This is a genomic window from Microbacterium sp. MYb66 (assembly GCF_002979435.1).
Classification (GTDB): domain Bacteria; phylum Actinomycetota; class Actinomycetes; order Actinomycetales; family Microbacteriaceae; genus Microbacterium.
This window is the reverse complement of the sequence record NZ_PCOV01000003.1, coordinates 80145-99245: the sequence shown is the minus strand read 5'-3', so window position 1 is coordinate 99245 and position 19101 is coordinate 80145. Positions and strand designations below refer to the sequence as shown.

Sequence of the window (19101 nt, the reverse complement as noted above, 5' to 3'; positions counted from 1 at the left end):
TTCGCGGGGGTTGACCCTCCGGTGATGCACGTCGGACGCGCTGAATAGACTGACGCTCCGGGGCGCATCGGCGTTGCGGGGGAGGAGACGCCATGGGGAAGCGCAAGACACCGGAGCAGCTGGCGGACGAGGAGCGCCGCTACCTGCTGGCTCGCGGTGCGCACACCCCGGAGGAGTTCGAGCAGCTCGTGGCCGACCCCAATCAGGCGATCCGTGCCGCCGCGGCGCACAATCCGGATGCCGATGAAGCGGCGCTCGCCCGCTTCGCTCTCGACCGGTTCTGGGGTGTGCGGATCGAGGTCGCCCACCACCCGAATGCCACCAGGGAAATCCTGCTGAGCCTGCTCGAACCCCACCCGCCCAAGCGCGGCGTCGTGCACCACGCCGCACGCGAGCGCCTGATCGCCGAGGGCGTCGTCTTCGATGAGGGCGGTCTACACGTCGCCGAGTGACGACGCGCCGCCCTCCTGACATTCAGGCATGGAGGGCTCCCCGCCGCTCGCATGGCCGCGATCCGCACCGAGTTCGGAACGGTCCACACATTCCCACTCGGGAACGCCCTCCATCTGCGCCAGCGCCTGTGCGGCTTCGCTGTCGCCGGCGATGATGCGCCATGAGGTCGGTGACCCTCGTGGTGCGCGCCTCGCGGGTGACGCCGGGCGCCAAGGGACGCTATTCGGGGTACAGCGACGCCACGACCTCGGGAAAGGTCGTAGGGACCGGCGAGGAGCTCCATGCGGGCGCGACGGATGCCCTGCGGAGGGTTTCCACAGGGCATCCGCCCTTCTGCGCCGGCGTCGAGCGACGGTGAGCTGGGGGCTGCATTCCCGTCGGCGCGGGGAACGACGCAGCGGCGCACCGGTGGTGCGGGATCTCCTCCCCCGAGGACGACCGCACCACCGGCGCCTTTCGCTACGCCGTCAGGCGACGTCGCAGGAGTCCGGCACCTCCGAGGAGGAGCAGGACTGCGGCGAGGGTGATCAGCCCGGCGGACGGAGCGCCGCCGGTCATGGCGAGCCCTTCTGCCTGGCCGCTGTAGGCCGCGCCGGAGGCGGTGGCCGCACCGGTCGTGGTTCCGGGAGTCGTCCCGGGGTCGGTCCCCGGGTCAGTCCCGGGGTCGGTTCCGGGATCGGTTCCCGGGTCCGTGCCGGGGTCGGTTCCCGGGTCGGTGCCCGGACCGGTGCCGGGGTTCGTCACCGTCGCCTCGCCGACCACCGAGATGGCGTTGCCGCCGAGAGTGATCGGGAGACTGATCGGCAGTGCCAGCTGGGTTCCGCCGAGGGTGCTGTCGGTTCCGGTGGTGGTGTTGCCTCCGGTCGCGGGTGCGGTCGGGGCGGTGGTGGTTCCTCCGGTGCCGGTGACGGCGGCGTCGTCGAGGACGGAGATCGCGTTGCCGGTCACGGCCACGGGGGCGGTGACGGGTGCGGTGATCTGGGTTCCGCCGAGGGTGCTGTCGGTTCCGGTGGTGGTGTTGCCTCCGCCCGCGGGTGCGGTCGGGGCGGTGGTGGTTCCTCCGGTGCCGGTGACGGCGGCGTCGTCGAGGACGGAGATCGCGTTGCCGGTCACGGCCACGGGGGCGGTGACGGGTGCGGTGATCTGGGTTCCGCCGAGGGTGCTGTCGGTTCCGGTGGTGGTGTTGCCTCCGCCCGCGGGTGCGGTCGGGGCGGTGGTGGTTCCTCCGGTGCCGGTCGCCGAGGTGTCACCGAGCAGTGAGATCGCGTTCCCCGACACCGTCACCGGTGCCGTGACGGGCGCAGTCGCCTGCGTTCCGCCGAGGATCGCGTCGTCACCCGAGGTGCTCGCCGTGGTGGCGGGTGTGGAGCCGGTCGGGCCGGCAGTGCCGGTTCCCGTCGAGCTCGTGTCACCGAGCAGCGAGATCGCGTTTCCCGACACCGTGATCGGCGCCGTGATCGGAGCCGTGACCTGGGTGCCGCTGCCGATCCCGTCCTCGCCGGATGTGCCCGCGCTGACCGGGGTCGAGGGAGCCGGTGCTGCGGCGCCCTGTCCGCTCGGTGCCGCGCTTTCGGTGTCCCCGAGCAGCGACACGGCGTTGCCCGTGACGGTGATCGGTGCGTTGACCGCGAGCAGAGCCTGGGTGCCCGAGAGCACGCCGTCCAGGCCGTTCGTGGTCACGAGAGGCGCCCCGGCCGGTCCGGCCTGGGGAGCCGGACTCTGGGGAGTCGCGGCCGGGGCGCTGGTCGTGGAGGTGTCGAGTACGCTCACCGCGTTGTTCGTCACGGTGACGGGCAGGTTCACAGTCACCGCGGCCTGCGTGCCGGATGCCGTGCCCGAGGACCCGCTGGTCTCCGCTACGGGAGCGGGTGCCGGTGCGGGAGCGGGTGCCGGTGCGGGAGCGGGTGCCGGTGCGGGCGCCGGTGCCGGAGCGGATGCGACGGCATCGCCCAGCACCGAGATCGCGTTGTTCACGACCGAGAGCGGTGCAGTGACCGCCGTCTCCGCCTGTGTGCCGGAGAGCAGTCCGTCGTCTCCGGTCGTCTCGGCCGCATTCGCGGCCGTCGCGCCGAGGAGCGTGATGCCCCCGGCGATGAGCGTGCCCCAGAGGGCCCGCTTGAGGTACGTGCGCATGATGGTTCTCCTGACTGGATGGATCGTCTGATGGGTGCGCGCGATGAGAGTGCGCGCGCAGCACGGCATCTGTCGTCCCCGGGGGAACGACGTGACGGTCCGTCAGTCAGGAGAGACGTCGGTGTCGGCGACAGGTGACGACGGCAGAGCGTCGTCGGTCGCGCCGGATGTCCGCTCGCCAGCACGGAGCGGAGAAGCACCCACGTCGCTGAGGCGAGCGTGGGCAGCGCCGATCCCACCGGCGGAGCCGGCGGAGGAAGACGCGGGAACAGGGGCACCCGGCGGGCTCCCGGCGGGAGCGCCGGAGGGCACAGGGGTGACGTCGTCGCTCGACGGCGCGGCGCCGGTGGAGGCGGAGAGCGCACTCGACGTCGCGGAACGGGGTGCGGAGGACGCGGAGGATGCCGGGGACGCTGGGACGGTGACAGCGGTCGTCGCCGTCGCCGTCGGCGCCGGCGGCTCCGCGACACCGCTGGAGCCTTCCCCGGGAGCGGGAGTCGTCGGATCGAGCGCCTCGAGCACGGGCGGCACGGTCTCGTTCGTGACGTTCCCGAGAAGAGCGGTGGTGTCGTCGACGACGCCGACGATGTCGCCGACTGCCGAGATCACGCCGAGGTCCGTGACGAGACCGCCGACCACCGGGATGCCGGAGACGGTGTCGAGGATCGGATCAGTGAGCTGCGAGACGGGGGCGTCGGTCAGGAGGTCCGTGACCGGCTCGACGACCGATGCGGCCGTCTCCGTGACCGCGTGGACGACCGGCGCGGTCACCGGTCCGACGACAGGAGCCTGCGCGATCGGCTCCGTCACCGTGGCGACCACGGCGGGAGCGGCCTGCTGCACGGGGGCGACCACCTGCGTGACGACGGGTGCGACGACCTGCGTGACGATCGGGGTCACGGGAGCGGTGACGGCGGAGACGGTGTTGCTGACGAGAGAGGTGAGACCGTCGAGCGGCCCCTCTGCCTGGTCGTCGGCGTGCGCGGATCCTCCGCCGACGAGGACGGTGAGCGTCGCCCATGCGAGCACGCCGAGGCCACCCCAGAAGACGGCGGCAGGAACGCCGCGTCGGGTGGCCTGAACGTCCACGTCGACCTCCCCCTCCGAAGGCAACGTACCTCGACGCAAGTGCATCGATTGCGGGTGACGATACTCGCGAGCGGCCTTCCTGTCTAGGGGGTTATGCGCGCGTTTCCGGGGATGTCGGCTTGTGACGCGCCCGGCGAAATCTCGGCTTGACTTTCCCCAGGTTCTGCACATCCCGTCTGACGAGGGGACAACCTTCAAGGCGCGATTTAAACTGATTCCCATCCACAGGCTGGGGAAACAGCAAATCCCTGTTCAAAGGGTATAAAAAACTTCTGATTCAGGACCCTCCACGGAGTTATCCACACCCGTTCTGCACAGACACTCCGACTTTGTCCGCACGCTTTCCACATGGTTATCCACAGGCCGTGTTGCATGGGGAAACAGTCGCTCGTAGCGTGGGCGAGCGACCGAATGTCGGAGGCACCTGTTTCGCTGTACAGGGTGGCGTCGTGGCCGAGGCCACAGGGCCCCGCCGGCGAAGCGCCTCATCAGAACATCGCATCGGAAACGTCGCATCGAAGGGAAGACTGTGTCGATCGCCGACATCTCAGAGGATCGCATGGGCGCGAAGCGCGCGCCGGAGCGCACGCCTCCCCACGATCTTCTCGCCGAGCAGAGCGCGCTGGGCGGAATGCTCCTCTCGAAGGATGCCGTCGCCGACGTGATCGAGACGCTCAAGGGCGCCGACTTCTACATCCCGAAGCACGAGCTGATCTTCGAGGCCATCCTCTCGCTGTACTCGCACGGCGAGCCCACCGACGTCGTCGCCGTGACCGACGAGCTCATCAAGACCGGCGAGCTGGGCCGTGCCGGTGGCGCCGATTATCTGCACACCCTCACCTCGATCGTCCCGACCGCGGCGAACGCCGGCTACTACGCGGGCATCGTCTCGGAGCGCGCCATCCTCCGACGCCTCGTCGACGCCGGCACGCGGATCGTGCAGCTCGGCTACGCGGGCGAGGGCGACGCGACCGACATCGTCAACAACGCCCAGGCAGAGATCTACTCGATCACCGGATCCGAGACCGCCGAAGACTACGTGCCGCTGCAGATCGCGGTCGATGCCGCTCTCGAGGAGATCGAGGCCGCGAGCGGCCGCGACGGATCGATGACCGGTGTGCCCACGGGCTTCAAGGAACTCGACGAGCTCACCAACGGCCTGCACGGCGGGCAGATGATCGTGGTCGCTGCGCGTCCCGCCATGGGTAAGTCCACGCTCGCGCTCGACTTCGCGCGCTCGGCCTCCATCGGCCACAACATCCCCTCCGTCTTCTTCTCGCTCGAGATGGGCAAGAGCGAGATCGCGATGCGACTGCTCAGCGCCGAGGGTCAGATCCCGCTGCAGAACATGCGCAAGGGAAACCTCGACCCGCGCGACTGGACGACCGTCGCCGCGACCCGAGGGCGCATCAACGACGCGCCGCTCTACATCGACGACAGCCCCAACATGACACTCGTCGAGATCCGCGCGAAGTGCCGTCGACTCAAGCAGCGCGAGGGCCTGCGCATGGTCATCATCGACTACCTGCAGCTGATGACGTCGGGCAAGCGCGTCGAGTCGCGTCAGCAGGAGGTCTCGGAGTTCTCGCGAAGCCTCAAGCTCATCGCCAAGGAGCTGCAGGTTCCCGTCATCGCCCTCTCGCAACTGAACCGTGGCCCCGAGCAGCGCACCGACAAGAAGCCCGCGATCAGTGATCTGCGTGAGTCCGGCTCGATCGAGCAGGACGCCGACATGGTCATCCTGCTGCACCGCGACTCGGTCTACGACAAAGACGTGCGTCCGGGCGAGGCCGACCTGATCGTCGCCAAGCACCGTAACGGTCCGACCGCCACGATCACCGTCGCCTTCCAGGGCCACTACTCGCGCTTCATGGACATGGCCCCCGGCGGCGACTTCCACTGACTGTAGGTTCCGCGGGGACTTGGCAAGATCCGCTGTGAGTTGGCAGTTGACTGGCATTGTTGCCAGGTTTGTTGGATGACGTAGCGGTACTGGCGCCAAAGGGGGCGATGATGGGGGCTTCGCGGTATCTGTTCGATGACAATCCGGCGACGCAGGATCTCACTGGTCTGCGGGCGGTTGCGCTGGCGATCTCGAATGTGGTGGTGGATCGGCGGTTTGATACGGTCACGGTCGGGCTCAATTCGCCGTGGGGTGGAGGGAAGAGCACGGCGCTCAATCTGATTGAGACTGAGCTTCGACGGCGCGACGACGTGGTCGTCGTTGTGATCGATCCATGGGAGTTTGTGGATTCGGGCGACGCTCGGGGCACGTTGATCAGTCGGGTGCTGGAGGGGATCTCGACTGAGCTGAGTCGACGACGCGAGGAGGCGCCCGCAGAGGGCACGAAGGCGAAACTCGCTAGCGCGGCAGTCGACCTCATCTCCAAGTTGGACGCTCTGCGCCGGCGGGTTTCGTGGAGCAAGGTGGCGCAGGTTGCGATCAAGTCGGCGGTGACCCTTACCCCGGATCTCGGCGGCCTCGTTGATGCACTCATGCCCGAGCCGGCGGATGAACCGGCTGCGAAGGGGATGCGCGGGTTTCGGGAGGATTTTGGTGCGCTTCTGACGCAGATGAGCGACTGTCGGGTGGTGGTGCTGATTGACGACCTCGATCGCTCGCTCCCGGACGACGTGCTCGGCGCACTGGAGGCCATCAAGCTGTTCCTCAGCGTAGAGGGTATGGCTTTCGTCATTGCGGCGGACGATGACTTCATCCGTGAGAGCCTTCGCGGAGCGCTGGATCGCCACGGAGGGGGCCGGGGCCGTTTTGCTGATCGGTACACCGAGAAGATCGTGCAGCTCCCGTTCACTTTGCCCCGACTGTCATCGGCGGACGCGGTGGCGTACCTTACGGCGCTTTTCGTTCAGGCAGAGGCGGGACGTGGGCTTGCGGTCACTGTCGCTGAGCGCGCATCTGCGCGGCGGGTCAAGGGCGAGGTGCCGTACGTGGCTGCGAATATGCATGAGTCCATGCCGACGGATGAGCACATTCGGCTCGCGAATCAGATCGTTCGCGGGATGAGCAGTTCACGGCGTGAAACTCCCCGACAGCTGAAACGCTTTCTGAATAGCTTCGCTGTTCGTGCGGAGATGTTGGGGGCGCAGTTCGAGGGTTTCCCTGTCGACATCCTCATGAAGCTGTGGTTGCTCGAGCAGAACTATCCGCACCAGTTCCGTGATCTTGTCGGGGTGAGCGAAGAGAAGCGCGGGCAGCTTCTGGCTGACTGGGAGGCGGGGGCGGGGGCGGTGCCTGCGGAGATTGCCGCGTGGGCAAACGAACCACCCCGGGCTTCTGACGTCGTTGTGTGGGTTGACCGGTATGTGTCGTTTGCGACGGCAACGGTGGCGACGCTCCAGTCGGCGGCGGTGCTGGACGACCGGCAGAGTTTGCATCTCGCGCAACTCACTGACACGAGCAGCCTGGTTCGGATAGAGGCTGTCGAGAGTATGGTGAGCATGCCATCGACGGGGGACGAAGATGTTGCCCGTCACCTTGCTACGGCGATCGTGGGGGATCGGTCGGAGTCGGCGTTGGAGAGTCTGCAATCGCTCGCGGTGAAGCGCCCCGACCTGAAGACCGCGATGAGTGAGGCGCTTCTCGATGACTTCGTCCTCCACGCACTCTCGGCCCAGCACATCCCATGGCTTGCGGGGTCGTTCCCGGAGGTGCTGGCCACTGTTCGGGACCGGCCAGGGATCAGTAGTGAGCTTCTGACTGCCATTGATGAGGAGTCTTCGGGAGTGATGTTCTGATGGGCACCTCAAGCGCCTTCGGTGGCTCGGGGGCCTGGTCGGACACGGTCGACTCGCTGTACGACGCAGCGGCCGGTCTCAGCAGCGGCGGGACGGAACTGCCAGCTGCGGTCATGTCGGCTGTGGGGAAGGCATTGGGGCGGGGAGACAGGCGAGGTAGGTCCTATAACGTTCGAGACCTGCTTCAGTCGCGCAGCGGGTCGGGGGCATCCGCATCGGGTGATGGACGCGATTCGGGCGGTGCGCCGTTCAGCCGTCAGGCGGCGCGGGGTTCGCTGGTGCTGGAAGCTCTCGCGTCCATCGAAGTCGGCGACGTTCCTCATCTCGTTGAGTACGGGTTGGACTTCTCCTCGTTGGAGGGTCTCAGCGGCATCCGGCTCTTCACCGAGCTGATCGGCCTGATTCTCGGACCGGCCGCGCACCCGGATGATGCCGCATTGCGACAGGCACTGCTGGCCACCATGCGCTCGGATGTGCAGGGTGCGGGCGGCCCGCTCGCGGACACCATTGGCCGATTTGTCACGGAGCTGGCGTGGAGGACCACTGTTGTGCAGCTGACAACGAGCGAGCGTCGAGCATCGGTCGCAGGCAACGCGCTCGTTCAGCTGGAGCAGCGTGTGAAGACATATATCGGCGGCAAAGTCCGACAGATCACCGGCCAACTGATGGCCGCCACGCCGCAGGCGGTCGCGGACTTTGCGTCAAACTTGGCAGCGAAAGCGTGCCGTGTGTTCGGGAAGGGTGATCCGCGATGACCGTGCATCAGATCGAGGTTCTTCCGGCGGGAGCGCGATCGAGTCGTTCCGGAGTGCGGATGGAATGGCCACGCACCGGTTCACCCGTGGCGACGATCGCCTCGACACTCATGTGGGATCTCGAAGAGTTCGCAGCGGCCCCGCCGGCTGCACGGGACCTGTTCCGCATCACGGCCGCCGCGTATTTGGCAGACACGGCGACGCCGAAGCCCGCCGTCTCCCTGCACCGCAATCTCGACCTGGTCGTCCACGTCGAGGACCCGGAACCGTGGACGCACGGCGGTCTCACCGCCGTTGCCGACATCCTCCATTGGCTGACCGGGGATTCCTGGACCCTCGGCCTGAAAGCCGCTCACGCAATCCTGCCTCTTGCCGTTGCTGAGCCCGCTGCACGCATCCAGCTTCTCTCGGGAGGTTTGGATTCTCTGTGCGGTGCCGTGATCGGTCTGCGGGACACGGACGTCGATGTCCGGTTCGTGGGCCACCGGGATGCGTCCCGAGCCGTCCGGCACGCGCAGAACACGATTGCTGAAGCGATCGGGGATTCCCCTTACGACAGGCACGAGCTGTTCCTCCGGGACGCGGGGCAGCGGAAGAATCACGGACCTCGTTCACGCTCCCTGATGTTCATGACGCTCGGCGTGATGACCGCAGCCGCGCATTCTGCTGGTGAGATGTGGGTGCCGGAGAACGGGTTCACGAGCATTAATCCACCGCTCGACCCTGGTCGCGGCGGTACCCTGACCACCCGGTCGACGCACCCGTACACATTCCATCTGGTGGGAGAGTTGCTGCGGTCGCTCGGCATCGACGTGGTGATGCGCAACCCGTTCGACGACCTCACCAAGGGAGAGCTCGTGGCGGCGGCGATCCCGGAGCTCCTGGGCACCAGGTTCCTGTCCGCGACGTCGACATCGTTCTCGTGCGCGAAAGGGGGAACGCAGTTCTACCATGGCGACTCCAATCACAACTGTGGGCTGTGCGTGGCCTGCGTGGTACGCCGCGGCGCCTTCTTCGGGGCAGGGGTCCCCGATCCCACAACCTATGACTGTGAGGCGCTGAGCGGACACAACCTGACCGCATTGGTGCATCATCGACGTCGTGATGTGATAACGCTGCGTGACGCCTGTGCCTTCGGGATATCCGACGAAGCAATCCTGAGTTCGGCGATGTGGCCCCCGGGAACGAATTTCGACGAGGTGCTGAGTCTGGTCCAGCGCGGACTGGCAGAGTTGAGTCGTGTTCCCCTTCCCGCCCCTTGACTGCCACGCGCACATCGCTCCAGACGTGACGGCCGCCCAAGTCCGCACGCTCAACGGCGCGCAGATTTTCGCCATGACGCGAACCTTGGACGAGTTTGACGCTGCGCGCACGAACCCTCAGACGGGTCTCCTTTGGGGTATCGGAGTGCATCCTGGGGTCCCCCGAGCTCTCACGCAATGGTCGGAGAAGAGATTCTCCGCCGCCGTGAAGGATGCCGTCCTGATCGGCGAGGTCGGGCTCGATCGTCGAGGTGACAGTGCCACGCAGCAGACCATCTTCGAGACCATTCTCCGCACGGCGCCGGCGACGTTGATCTCCGTTCATTCCACGGGAAGAGCGCGGAAGGTGGTAGAGGTGATGGAGAAGAACCCTCGCCCGGGCGTGATTCTGCACTGGTTCACCGGGACGCCGGAGGATGCCCAGCGGGCGGCAGCCGCCGGCTGCTATTTCTCAATCAATGCGGCGATGACCGATCAGCAGATGACGGCGCTCCCACTCGATCGAGTACTCCCGGAGACAGATTTTCCTGCATCACGGTCCCGCACCGGTGCTCGCGTGCCCGGAGACATCGCTGCGTTGGAGAAACGGGTGGCGACCCTCACCCGTCAGTCCCTGGGTGAGGTGCGCCGGCGGTGGTACCGCAACCTCGCCACGCTGGCGGAGCGCGCTGACATCCACCATCGATTGCCACCGGACCTTCAACACTTGGTCGCGATCGCCCGAACCGACTGATCAGCGCGGTGGGTGACCCACACCCTGTGGTAACGATGGTCAGCGGGCGCGAATGTCGGGCGGGCTGTCCGGGATCAGCTCGTGCACGGAGACAGTGAGAACTTGCGCGATCGCGATCAGGGTGCGGAGCGTCGGATTTGCGGGACTGCCCGGCCGTGACTCGCCCTTTTCATACTTCTGATACGTGTACCGGGTCAGGCCAGAGCGGTACGCGACGTCCTCCTGGCTCAGGCCGCTGCGCTCTCGGAAAGTGCGAAGCGCGGTCGCAAGACGTTGAGCGTAACTGCTCCACTCCTGCTCGGTCGCTTCGTTCCGTCGGGCCACCCTTTCAGCGTGCTCACTCCACAACATCCGTATGGCCTAATCCGTATGGCATAATCGGGGAGGCCATACGAAACAATCTGTGCCCCGGACGTTCTCCGCTTCTTCTGCACGTGTGCTGCCCACCTCGATGACAACCGGTCGCTCGTCGAGATCGGCTCATGCGTGCGACCGTGATGAAGAAGGTGGCGGTGGATCCGGATCCCAACCCGATCTGGTGGCGAGGAGTGACACGGCCGGTGCCGGCGTCGTGGGCCTATGTCTTCGAGGACTTCACCGGAGAGGACACGGCGGAGCACTGGGCGCTTGCAGCGGCGATCTACGTCGCGCAGGTGCACTCGCGACGATCGTGCGTCTGGCGCAACACCTCGACGATACGGCTACGCCGATCGACTACGCCCGGAGGCGCTCACTTGAGTATTCGGCTCTGCTCCCCCCTGCCGAGTGGGAATCGATTGCGATCACGCAGAACGTGCATACCGGCTCTCCCCGACGCGCGGTCCTTGCACGGGCGTACCTTCATCGGCTGCTCAGTGGTGACCGGACGGGGCGGCTGGTCCCCGCGGGCGAGGTCATTACACCCGTCACCGACAGCGACGTGAATCGGTTCTCGCGCACGGCGCCACTTCCGGTCCTCGCAGCACTGCATGCTGCGGGCGTCGGTTTCCTTCAGCGGGCTGGGGTGGACGAGCCCCCCACGTGGTGCCCGTCGCCCGGCATGGTGGCTGCAGAATTGCACGCGGTGTCCGTGGCGGTTGAGAAGCGTGACCCGTGGAGCCCTCGCCGGCCGGCTCGGGGCGCCCCAGACGGGGATCGAGCCGTGTCGATCCGCTGGGCGAGTGCGGAGGGACTGTCGCGCAGGGCAACGGCAGGGAAGCTCGGCCTATCTCGCCAGAGCATCGCCCGCACGCTTGCAGCGGAGGGCGTCCCCGCGAAGCCAGGGCGGCGTGCGCAGTTTCGTATCGACCCTGACTGGTTGGCCGAGCAGCGGGACCGTGGGCAGCGTAGCGTGGCCGACCTTGCGCGTGAGGTCGGGTGTAGTGCCACCACGATCCGTCGACACTTGCGCGCGGCTGTGGCCGGGAGGAGATCGGCGCGCCACGACTCTGAGACTGTGCGGAGCTGAGTCGATCACGGAGTGGGCGTTTCCTGGGCGCGTCGGCTGGGGCTCGCGCGGCTGGCCGGGCTGTCGTTTGCGATTGCGAGATTTCAACCGTGGTTCAACCGTGGTTCAACCGTGAGTGGAATCTACGGTGGGAGGATGACGGCACTGAACAGCTCTTCCTTCTCCAGTGCGAGTTCGGTCTGGCTCGGGCGTGTTGCGGTAGTGCGGATGCACGAAGTGATCTCGGCCTCTCGAGATGCGGGAAATCCGTCGTTCCTGGCGATGAGCGGGGAGAGGTTTTCGTGGGCGGGACGATGTTTCGACTGTTCAGTCGCGCTCGGGTTGCAGGGTTGATCGGTGTGAGTGACCGGCGACTGTGGGCACGATAATGGTCGCGATGCGTGGTGTGCGGCGAGGGGAGTGACGTGTCGGGTTCGGGGGGAGCGGATGCTGCGGCGGGGTTCCGGTATCAGCACCTGGTGACGATCGAGGCTCTTCTGGATGCTTTTGACGTTGATGCCGGTGGGTCTTGGCGGATCGGGGTCGATGTGCGCGGGCAGGATTCTGCCGATTATGTCGTGATCAGCTCTCCGGGCGCTGCGCCGCAGGTGGCCGTTCAGGTGAAGTCGTCACTCCCCACTTCGTCAACGCAGCTGTCACGGCCCGACGTGATCTCGATGCTGTCGACGTTACATGCGGAGCATCCGGGGTCCGGGCGATTTGAGATTCGTACCAATCGTCGGCTCACCGGCCCTGCGCAGGACGTCGCCTCGGCCCTTACGGCCGGTCTGCCCGTTGACGGCCTTGCCTCTCATGTGGCTCGAGTCTCGACCGTTCGCACGGACCTGTCGGAAACGTCGGCTTCGATCGCGGAACGGCTGCGCACCCGCATCGCACGGTATCGGTCAACCATTCACGCCGAGATCGCGGGTAATGTCACCCAGCTCGTGGTGTCACGTCTGCGAGATCTTGTCGACGAGAAAGCGACCGCCGCGTCGGACCAATACATCGACGGCGCCATGGTCGCCAGGATCCTTCGGCTGCCCGGACAGCAGCTGGCGCAGGCGTCGGGGGGACGTCAGTATGGTCGCCTTCTTGGCCTCCCGCTCGGCGAGGTGATCGGTCGGGAGCGCGTGACGGTATTCCTTGACGCAGAACTGCCCGGTTCCTCCAGCGGTGTGCCCCGCATCGCTGTGGTGACGGGGGCGGCGGGGACCGGCAAGTCGAGCGCGGTGAGTGAGTGGGTGAAGCGCAGCAGCGAACGATTCTTCTGTGCGGTCTGGCTAGCGGGGGGTTCCGAGGAACTTCTGCAGGCACAGGTGCCTACGCTGTTGGAGCAGCTCGGGCAGCCGTATGATCCGGCGGTGCCCGCTTCCCAGGCACTGAGGGAAGTGTTGGAGTCGATCCCGTATCCGTGGCTTCTTGTTCTGGACGGTGCACCATCTGTGGCTTCGATCGAAGGTTGGCTGCCGTCGTCCGGGTTCGGGGACGTGGTCATCACGTCGCAGGATAGTAACTGGCCGGCATCGCATGCGCGCGTGTGTCCGATCGGTGCGTTCACGCTGACGGAGACCGCCGAGCTCGTGCGACGTCGACTGGGTGCGGGCAATGCCCAGGAGCAGGTATTGACGGAGGACATCGCACGGTTGGCGTCGACGATGGGGTACTGGCCGCTGGCGATTGACATGGCCTGCCATTGGATCGCCCGTCGAGGGGGTCGGCTGTCCACGCTGCAGGACTATCTCGACCGTGTCGGAGACGTTGACCTTGATGAGGAACAGTCCGTCCCGGTCGGATACACCCACACCGCCGTCCAGGCGATCCTGCTCGCCTGGAATGATCTGAGCGATACGGCACGCGTAGTTCTCCTGATGGGACTCCTGTGTGGTGGCGATGATGTGCCTCTCGACGCGGTGGCGGGCGCGGTCGCTGAGCTCCCCGAGGACCTCCGCCGCGTCAGTTTCGATCAGGAGGTTGTTTTCGCGGAGTTGTCGAGTTCGTCCTTGGTCACCCGGTTCCTGAAGGATTCGCGCGACCCGGAGGCCCCTGGTCGCGATCGGATAGCTGTTCACGAATCGTTGCGTCTCGTGGCCGATGGGCGCTGGGAGTACCCGGGCATATACGTTCTGGTGCTGAGTAATGCGCTGGACGGTCGCGCGCGACCGTTGCGTGACGCGGCCCGCATTCAGGCAGCGGCGTCCTACTTGCCCGCGGGCACCAGCGTGTTGATGGTAGCTGCGATGATGCTCGATGTTGGAGATCAGCTTCCGTTTGCTCCGGCCATGCACAATGCCGGGGATCTGTTGCTGCTGACGGGGTCAGCTGAGCAGGCCGCGTTCTGGCTCACCCAGGCGGCGGGGGTGTATGCCGAGCGCATCGAGAACGACCCGGACCCGGGTATGAGGATGGTGGAGTACTTCTTCGTGAGCGCGGGCCGACTTACGACAGCGCTGGCCCGGACACCGCACACGGATCGCATCGACCGGGTCGTCGAGTTCGCGCTCGGCGTGGCGAACGCGCACCCTGACGCAGTTTCGACGCCGATGGTCCAGGCGGCTCTGGACATAATGGCGGGAGCACTCCATGTTCGCGGCAGCTCTGAGACAGGGCTGCTCGCCGAAGTCCGGAAACTTCAGGTGCTGTCAGGGCTCGCCACACACGCACTCCCCGACACGGCGTTCGCGAGTTGGTCGATCCAGTTGGCGGAGGCCGCGGATCGAGCGCTGATACTGATGCAAAACGAACGGTGGGACGAGGCGATGGACTCGTTCCTGATCGCTGCGAATGCTGCCCGCGACACGGGCGCAATGGAACACGAGATCGTCGAGACCGGAATCTATGTGGGCGTGGCCCTTCTCAACAGCATGCAGCAGCGGGTGCTCGCGCAACTCCCGGCCCGCTGGCACGCCTCGTGGCAACGATTCCTCGACTGGCACAGCAGCTTGGAGGATCTCGCCCCCCATCAGCAGGCACGACTGGCAATCCTTGACGGTGCGGTCGCTGAGCCCCCGCCCCTGGAAGAGATGCGTGAGGCACTGCAGGTGATCGAGCAGCACGCGGGTCAGTCTCTGAGCGCGGACGAGGTGTCAATGTGGCGCGAACAGGTGACTATGCTCGATCGGTCGCGCGCCCTCAATCTGCCGTGGGAGCTGTTCTCGGAGGAGTTCCTCGCGGAAGGGAACGTCGAACTGACGCGCATGCACGACGGTGGCCAGGACGTCATGGTGTGGCTGTTCGCATCTCCTACTGGCCTGCCAGGAGTGGCGTTCTTCAACATCAGCGCGACAGTGAACCGCGGACATGGATGGGAGGACCCCCAACCGAGGGTTATGCGCGTGGCCGGGTTCCCGGAGCATGACCCGACCCGCGACGCGTTGGAGATCCCCGCCGGTTGGACCGTCATGCTCACCGGCGATGAGCTGTGTCTGATGGATGCGGATGAGACTCCGTGGTTGACGACCGACCTCAGAGAGTTCGACTCGGCCGTGACCTGGCGTCAGCAGTTCCGACGGGCTCGGTTCGTGCACGTCATCTATGGCGATCTCGGAGGTGCTCGCGTTGAGGAGCTGCTTGCTCTTCCCGATCAGGCGGCCGTCACTATTCATCGCCGTCGACGGTGGTGGCGCGGGCCCAGATGAGAGTGACTTCCCCGCGCAGTGGGCGCGAGGTGGCGTCGCAAGGTTTGCCTGCCCCTCCAAAGAGGTACAGGCGCTTCGGTCCTATATGCGGAGGATGAGGGGTCGGGCGGCCCAACGTCGACCGGAAACCCTCCCCGGAGATACTTGGCCGGTCGGCAGTCGACCGGGAGATGATGCCATGATGAGTGGCAGAAGTTCGGCACCGCAAGGGGGAACGTGGCGATAACGCAAGACAGCGTCTACACCTATGTACAGGGGCTGTTCCAACGAGGCGTGGTGATCATCGTCGGCTCTGGCGCCTCTTGTGCATACGGACTTCCCAGTATGGGCGCGTTGGCTGAGCACCTGAATGTTGCTGTGCCCGAACGCCTCTCTGAAGACGACGTCTCTGCCCGGCGGGAGTGGGAACGAATCGCAACGGGCCTAGCTGCCGGTGAAGGGCTTGAGTCGGCGCTCGGCGAGCAGCCCTTGCCGGAGTCGCTTGCCGACGTGCTCACGATGGCCATCACAGATCAAGTTCGGCACTCTGAAGGAGCGGCGATCGCGGCGATCCTTCAAGCTGACCAGGTCTCTGCATTCGGACGGCTGTTTGAACACATCCTGCGCTCGGCGACGCATGCTGACGTGATCACTACCAACTATGATCGCCTGATTGAGGTACATGCCGCTCGCGCTGGCGTGCGGGTGGACTCCATGTACTACGGGCACACCATAGGCCGGATGGATGCGGCACTCAGTCGTGAAGAGCTCTACGAGGCTCGCGCCGCTCCCGCTGGGCGGGGGGCTCGCAGCGTCACCGTGCGCCAGCGTCCGCATATTCGATTGGCCAAGCCGCACGGCAGCCTCGACTGGTTTGCTCACGACGGACAGTACTATCGGAGCGATCTGGCCATCCCAGGTTCACGGCAGATCATTGCGCCGGGTGGTAACAAATACAGACTCGGCTATGAGGTCCCCTTCGATCAGCAGCGCAATCGCGCAAACCTGGCTATCGATGGAGCGGCCTCCCTGCTCACTGTGGGATACGGGTTCAACGACTCGCATCTCCAGACTCATCTGAGTTCGAGGTTTGCTCAGTTGCCCGCCGTCGTTGTCAGCCGGTCCCTTACCTCAAATGCTCTCAGCTACCTCAGTTCGAACCCGAGCGCGCTCGGCATAGAGGCAACCGAGGATGGAGCAGGATGCCGGGTCCTTCAAGGTGGCGATGATCTAGAACTTGACGTCCCACTCTGGGATCTGGAACACCTGGTAAAGGAAGTGCTAAGCATATGACCGACCCCGCTCTCGACTTCCCTCGCGAAGCAGCCCTCGGACGTGTTTTCAGGGTGGACACGGCGAGCGTTTGGGCAGAGGCGCTTGACCACGAGCGATTGACTCGTATCGGTGTCGGTAGCCTCATCGCCTTCCAGGGATCCAACCCGTCCGAGTTCCTCGTCGGCATGCTCGATCGAGTTACCCGAGATCTTCAGGAAGAAGCCCTGCTAGACGAGATCGGTCCCGATGGCGACGTCCCCGTGGAGATACGTCAGCGGGACCTCCTGCGCGTCGTCCTACTCGGCACGTATCGCGCGGTTGATGGCATCAGAAAGAACACCTTCAAGCGTGGTGCTGACAGCTATCCTCTCGTCGAGTCGCTGTGCTGGGTGATTGATGGCGTCAACCTTCAACGACTCATGGGGTTGCTGGCAAGTCAGCTCGAACCGGAGAAGCGGCTCCGCCTGGGCGCGTTTGTCGCCGATCCCACAGCAGAGGCCGTGGCCGATGGTGATCGCCTCTTCCAGCGGCACGCAGCTTTGTTGGGAAGTACCGGCTCGGGCAAGAGCTGGGCGGTCGCGCTTATCCTCGAGAGAGCCGAGGCGCTCGCCCACCCCAACCTCGTCGTGTTCGACATGCACGGCGAGTACACGCCCCTGACCGAAGGCGACACTCCCATTGCGCGGGCTTTTCACATTGCGGGTCCGGGTCAACCCTCCGGCGATGATCACGCCCTGTACTTGCCGTGGTGGCTACTTAACCAAGAGGAAATGCAGGCCCTTTTGCTCGATCGCTCTGAGGAGAACGCGCCCAACCAGGCTGCTCGGTTGACCCACCATGTACGGACGCTCAAGCACGATCGGCTTGTGGCGGATGGGAAGAGCGAGCTCGCCGAGAGATTCACCGTCGACAGTCCGGTGCCGTACGACCTCGCTGGACTCGTTGAACGCCTATCTGGAGACGACACTGAGATGGTGCCGGGCGCTGGCGGACGCGAGAAGCAAGGGCCATTCTTTGGAAGACTGACTCGACTCGTGAGCCGGATGGACGCAAGGATCAGTGACCGCCGGTACGGCTTCATGTTCAACCCACCGGCTGACCATCTCGGCTATGACTGGCTCCACGATTTCGCCAAGCGCCTTCTCGGTACGGCTCCCGGGATAAAGGTGATCGACTTCAGTGAGGTGCCGAGCGATGTCTTACCGATCGTCGTTGGGGTGATGGCGCGTGTACTTTACGAAATTCACTTCTGGACCACCGAAGACAAGCGGACGCCGGTAACCCTCGTCTGTGACGAGGCCCATTTATACTTGCCGGCCGGAAACGCAGGGGCCGCCGACCTCCGAGCCCTCGACTCCTTCGAGCGAATCGCCAAGGAAGGTCGGAAGTACGGTATTTCGTTGCTCGTCGTTAGCCAGCGTCCGTCGGATGTGAGTCGCACCGTGCTCTCCCAATGCAACAACTTCATCGCTCTCCGTCTCACCAACGATCAGGACCAAGCTGTCGTGAAGCGACTCATGCCCGACAGCATGGATGGGCTCACCGCAGCGTTGCCGCTCCTGGACGTTGGGGAGGCGCTTTTGCTCGGTGACGCTATCATCCTCCCGACGCGCATCCGACTCGATGCGCCAAAGGTCAAGCCCACCAGCGCCACTAGGAACTTCTGGACTGAATGGAACAGCGCACCAGTTGAGGAAGACGCACTCGTCGCGGCGGTCGAGGCGATGCGAACGCAGTCACGTCGATAAGAACAATAGAGCGATAGGAAGAGATTAGGTACGCAATGGCTAAGGACTCAGCTCCAAGCGGCATCGACTCCGTGCCACCCCCATCCCCTGGGCTAAGTCCGTCTCAGATCGTGGAGCACTACCTCGACGGCTACGAGCAAAACTTTAAGCGGGCGCGTCGCACCGTGAAACGCCGCGCTTCCAGCGTGACAATTGCCGCCTCGCTACTGACTGGGGTAGTTGCCGTCCTTGGCTCGATCAGCGCTGTGCTCGCCACCGACTGGTGGAGTGGAGGAGTTGCGGTCGCGACTACGCTGACATCCGCCACCGTTGCAGTCCTGCTTGCTTGGAACGATCACTTCCACCACCGAGAGTTATGGATCCAGCGCTCTGCTGTGCTCGCACAGATCAACGACCTTCGAAGGGGGTTTGCCGCGCGAAAAACACGTCCTTGGTACAGACGAGCGACCGAGCGTGCTGAAGCAAACGCTGCGCTCGAGACACTCGGTGATATCCTCCGCGAGGACCTCGAGACCTGGACCAGGATCCAAGGCCGGTAAGCGCCCGGCTGCGGTTATCGACCAAGCATCGTAGGATTACGCCACGTCTCGTGGAATTCTGACCCCGTAACCGTTGACAATTACCGCGCAGCCCTTCCCGTCCGTCGCCATCTCGACCGGGAACCTACACTGACACCGGCCCGCGGCCGCATCGCCCAGGCATCAAACCGCGCCTCAACGACGGTATCGCCCGGTCGCGCCGGCGTTGTGCGGGGCGAGCGAGCGGAACCAGTCGAGCGTGAAGCCCACCGCATTCGCCTGATTGAGCTGCATGGCCCAGTGCCAGGTCTCGATGTCATCGGGGCCGCCGGACAC

At 65.3% G+C, this 19101-nt stretch carries 15 protein-coding genes; 11 read left to right on the top strand and 4 right to left on the bottom strand.

What is annotated here, in order from left to right; genetic code table 11:
• Positions 1-92: 92 nt before the first annotated feature.
• Together CQ045_RS07730 and CQ045_RS07725 are read left to right on the top strand one after the other, a co-directional pair.
• Positions 93-452, top strand: a complete 360-nt coding sequence (locus CQ045_RS07730) for a hypothetical protein (protein ID WP_105722397.1) — start codon at positions 93-95, stop codon at positions 450-452.
• A 161-nt stretch (positions 453-613) separates the two neighbouring features.
• Positions 614-811, top strand: a complete 198-nt coding sequence (locus CQ045_RS07725; RefSeq protein WP_105722395.1) for a hypothetical protein — start codon at positions 614-616, stop codon at positions 809-811.
• A 101-nt stretch (positions 812-912) separates the two neighbouring features.
• On the opposite strand, the gene CQ045_RS07720 is transcribed toward CQ045_RS07725, so the two are convergent.
• Together CQ045_RS07720 and CQ045_RS07715 are read right to left on the bottom strand one after the other, a co-directional pair.
• The gene (locus CQ045_RS07720; RefSeq protein WP_308737011.1) at positions 913-2586 is read right to left on the bottom strand and encodes a hypothetical protein; all 1674 of its coding nucleotides are present in this window, start codon (positions 2584-2586) and stop codon (positions 913-915) included.
• A gap of 102 nt (positions 2587-2688) precedes the next feature.
• On the bottom strand, positions 2689-3675 hold the full coding sequence (locus CQ045_RS07715) for a hypothetical protein (protein WP_105722393.1): 987 nt from the start codon (positions 3673-3675) through the stop codon (positions 2689-2691).
• 529 nt (positions 3676-4204) lie between these two features.
• Here CQ045_RS07715 and dnaB point away from each other — a divergent pair.
• The 5 genes from dnaB (at position 4205) to CQ045_RS07690 (ending at position 10181) form a co-directional block, all read left to right on the top strand.
• Positions 4205-5578 carry a replicative DNA helicase gene (gene dnaB, locus CQ045_RS07710; RefSeq protein ID WP_105722391.1) on the top strand — a complete coding sequence of 458 codons (1374 nt, stop codon included), beginning with the start codon at positions 4205-4207 and terminating at the stop codon, positions 5576-5578.
• A 71-nt stretch (positions 5579-5649) separates the two neighbouring features.
• A complete protein-coding gene (locus CQ045_RS07705) occupies positions 5650-7431 on the top strand; it encodes a P-loop NTPase fold protein (RefSeq protein WP_181156493.1) in 1782 nt (593 codons plus the stop codon).
• Entirely contained in the window at positions 7431-8186 is a 756-nt protein-coding gene (locus tag CQ045_RS07700; RefSeq protein ID WP_105722387.1) for a hypothetical protein, read from the top strand. Before CQ045_RS07705 ends, CQ045_RS07700 begins: the two co-directional genes overlap by 1 nt.
• On the top strand, positions 8183-9448 hold the full coding sequence (locus tag CQ045_RS07695; RefSeq protein WP_146115206.1) for a queuosine biosynthesis protein queC: 1266 nt from the start codon (positions 8183-8185) through the stop codon (positions 9446-9448). Before CQ045_RS07700 ends, CQ045_RS07695 begins: the two co-directional genes overlap by 4 nt.
• Positions 9426-10181 carry a TatD family hydrolase gene (locus tag CQ045_RS07690; RefSeq protein ID WP_105722383.1) on the top strand — a complete coding sequence of 252 codons (756 nt, stop codon included), beginning with the start codon at positions 9426-9428 and terminating at the stop codon, positions 10179-10181. Before CQ045_RS07695 ends, CQ045_RS07690 begins: the two co-directional genes overlap by 23 nt.
• Before the next feature lie 39 nt (positions 10182-10220).
• On the opposite strand, the gene CQ045_RS07685 is transcribed toward CQ045_RS07690, so the two are convergent.
• The gene (locus tag CQ045_RS07685; RefSeq protein ID WP_258130992.1) at positions 10221-10505 is read right to left on the bottom strand and encodes a helix-turn-helix domain-containing protein; all 285 of its coding nucleotides are present in this window, start codon (positions 10503-10505) and stop codon (positions 10221-10223) included.
• Between the two features lie 1581 nt (positions 10506-12086).
• Between CQ045_RS07685 and CQ045_RS07680 the strand changes: the two genes are divergently transcribed.
• The 4 genes from CQ045_RS07680 to CQ045_RS19165 all read left to right on the top strand — a co-directional run bounded on the left by CQ045_RS07680 (position 12087) and on the right by CQ045_RS19165 (position 18786).
• Positions 12087-15245 carry an AAA family ATPase gene (locus CQ045_RS07680; protein ID WP_146115205.1) on the top strand — a complete coding sequence of 1053 codons (3159 nt, stop codon included), beginning with the start codon at positions 12087-12089 and terminating at the stop codon, positions 15243-15245.
• A 216-nt stretch (positions 15246-15461) separates the two neighbouring features.
• Positions 15462-16517, top strand: a complete 1056-nt coding sequence (locus tag CQ045_RS07675; RefSeq protein WP_105722377.1) for an SIR2 family protein — start codon at positions 15462-15464, stop codon at positions 16515-16517.
• Positions 16514-18247 carry an ATP-binding protein gene (locus tag CQ045_RS07670; protein ID WP_105722375.1) on the top strand — a complete coding sequence of 578 codons (1734 nt, stop codon included), beginning with the start codon at positions 16514-16516 and terminating at the stop codon, positions 18245-18247. Before CQ045_RS07675 ends, CQ045_RS07670 begins: the two co-directional genes overlap by 4 nt.
• A gap of 35 nt (positions 18248-18282) precedes the next feature.
• Positions 18283-18786, top strand: coding sequence for an SLATT domain-containing protein (locus CQ045_RS19165; protein ID WP_146115204.1), 504 nt, complete (start codon positions 18283-18285; stop codon positions 18784-18786).
• A 174-nt stretch (positions 18787-18960) separates the two neighbouring features.
• Here the strand turns inward: CQ045_RS19165 and CQ045_RS18805 are convergent, their stop codons facing one another.
• Complete coding sequence (locus CQ045_RS18805; protein WP_181156491.1) at positions 18961-19101, bottom strand: hypothetical protein; 141 nt, start codon at positions 19099-19101, stop codon at positions 18961-18963.

Bases quoted from the DNA above. Each gene is read 5' to 3' on its own strand.
- CQ045_RS07725 (WP_105722395.1), top strand. From the start codon at position 614: ATGAGGTCGGTGACCCTCGTGGTGCGCGCCTCGCGGGTGACGCCGGGC.
- CQ045_RS07730 (WP_105722397.1), top strand. From the start codon at position 93: ATGGGGAAGCGCAAGACACCGGAGCAGCTGGCGGACGAGGAGCGCCGC.
- CQ045_RS07695 (WP_146115206.1), top strand. From the start codon at position 8,183: ATGACCGTGCATCAGATCGAGGTTCTTCCGGCGGGAGCGCGATCGAGT.
- CQ045_RS19165 (WP_146115204.1), top strand. From the start codon at position 18,283: ATGGCTAAGGACTCAGCTCCAAGCGGCATCGACTCCGTGCCACCCCCA.
- CQ045_RS07700 (WP_105722387.1), top strand. From the start codon at position 7,431: ATGGGCACCTCAAGCGCCTTCGGTGGCTCGGGGGCCTGGTCGGACACG.
- CQ045_RS07720 (WP_308737011.1), bottom strand. From the start codon at position 2,586: ATGCGCACGTACCTCAAGCGGGCCCTCTGGGGCACGCTCATCGCCGGG.
- CQ045_RS07670 (WP_105722375.1), top strand. From the start codon at position 16,514: ATGACCGACCCCGCTCTCGACTTCCCTCGCGAAGCAGCCCTCGGACGT.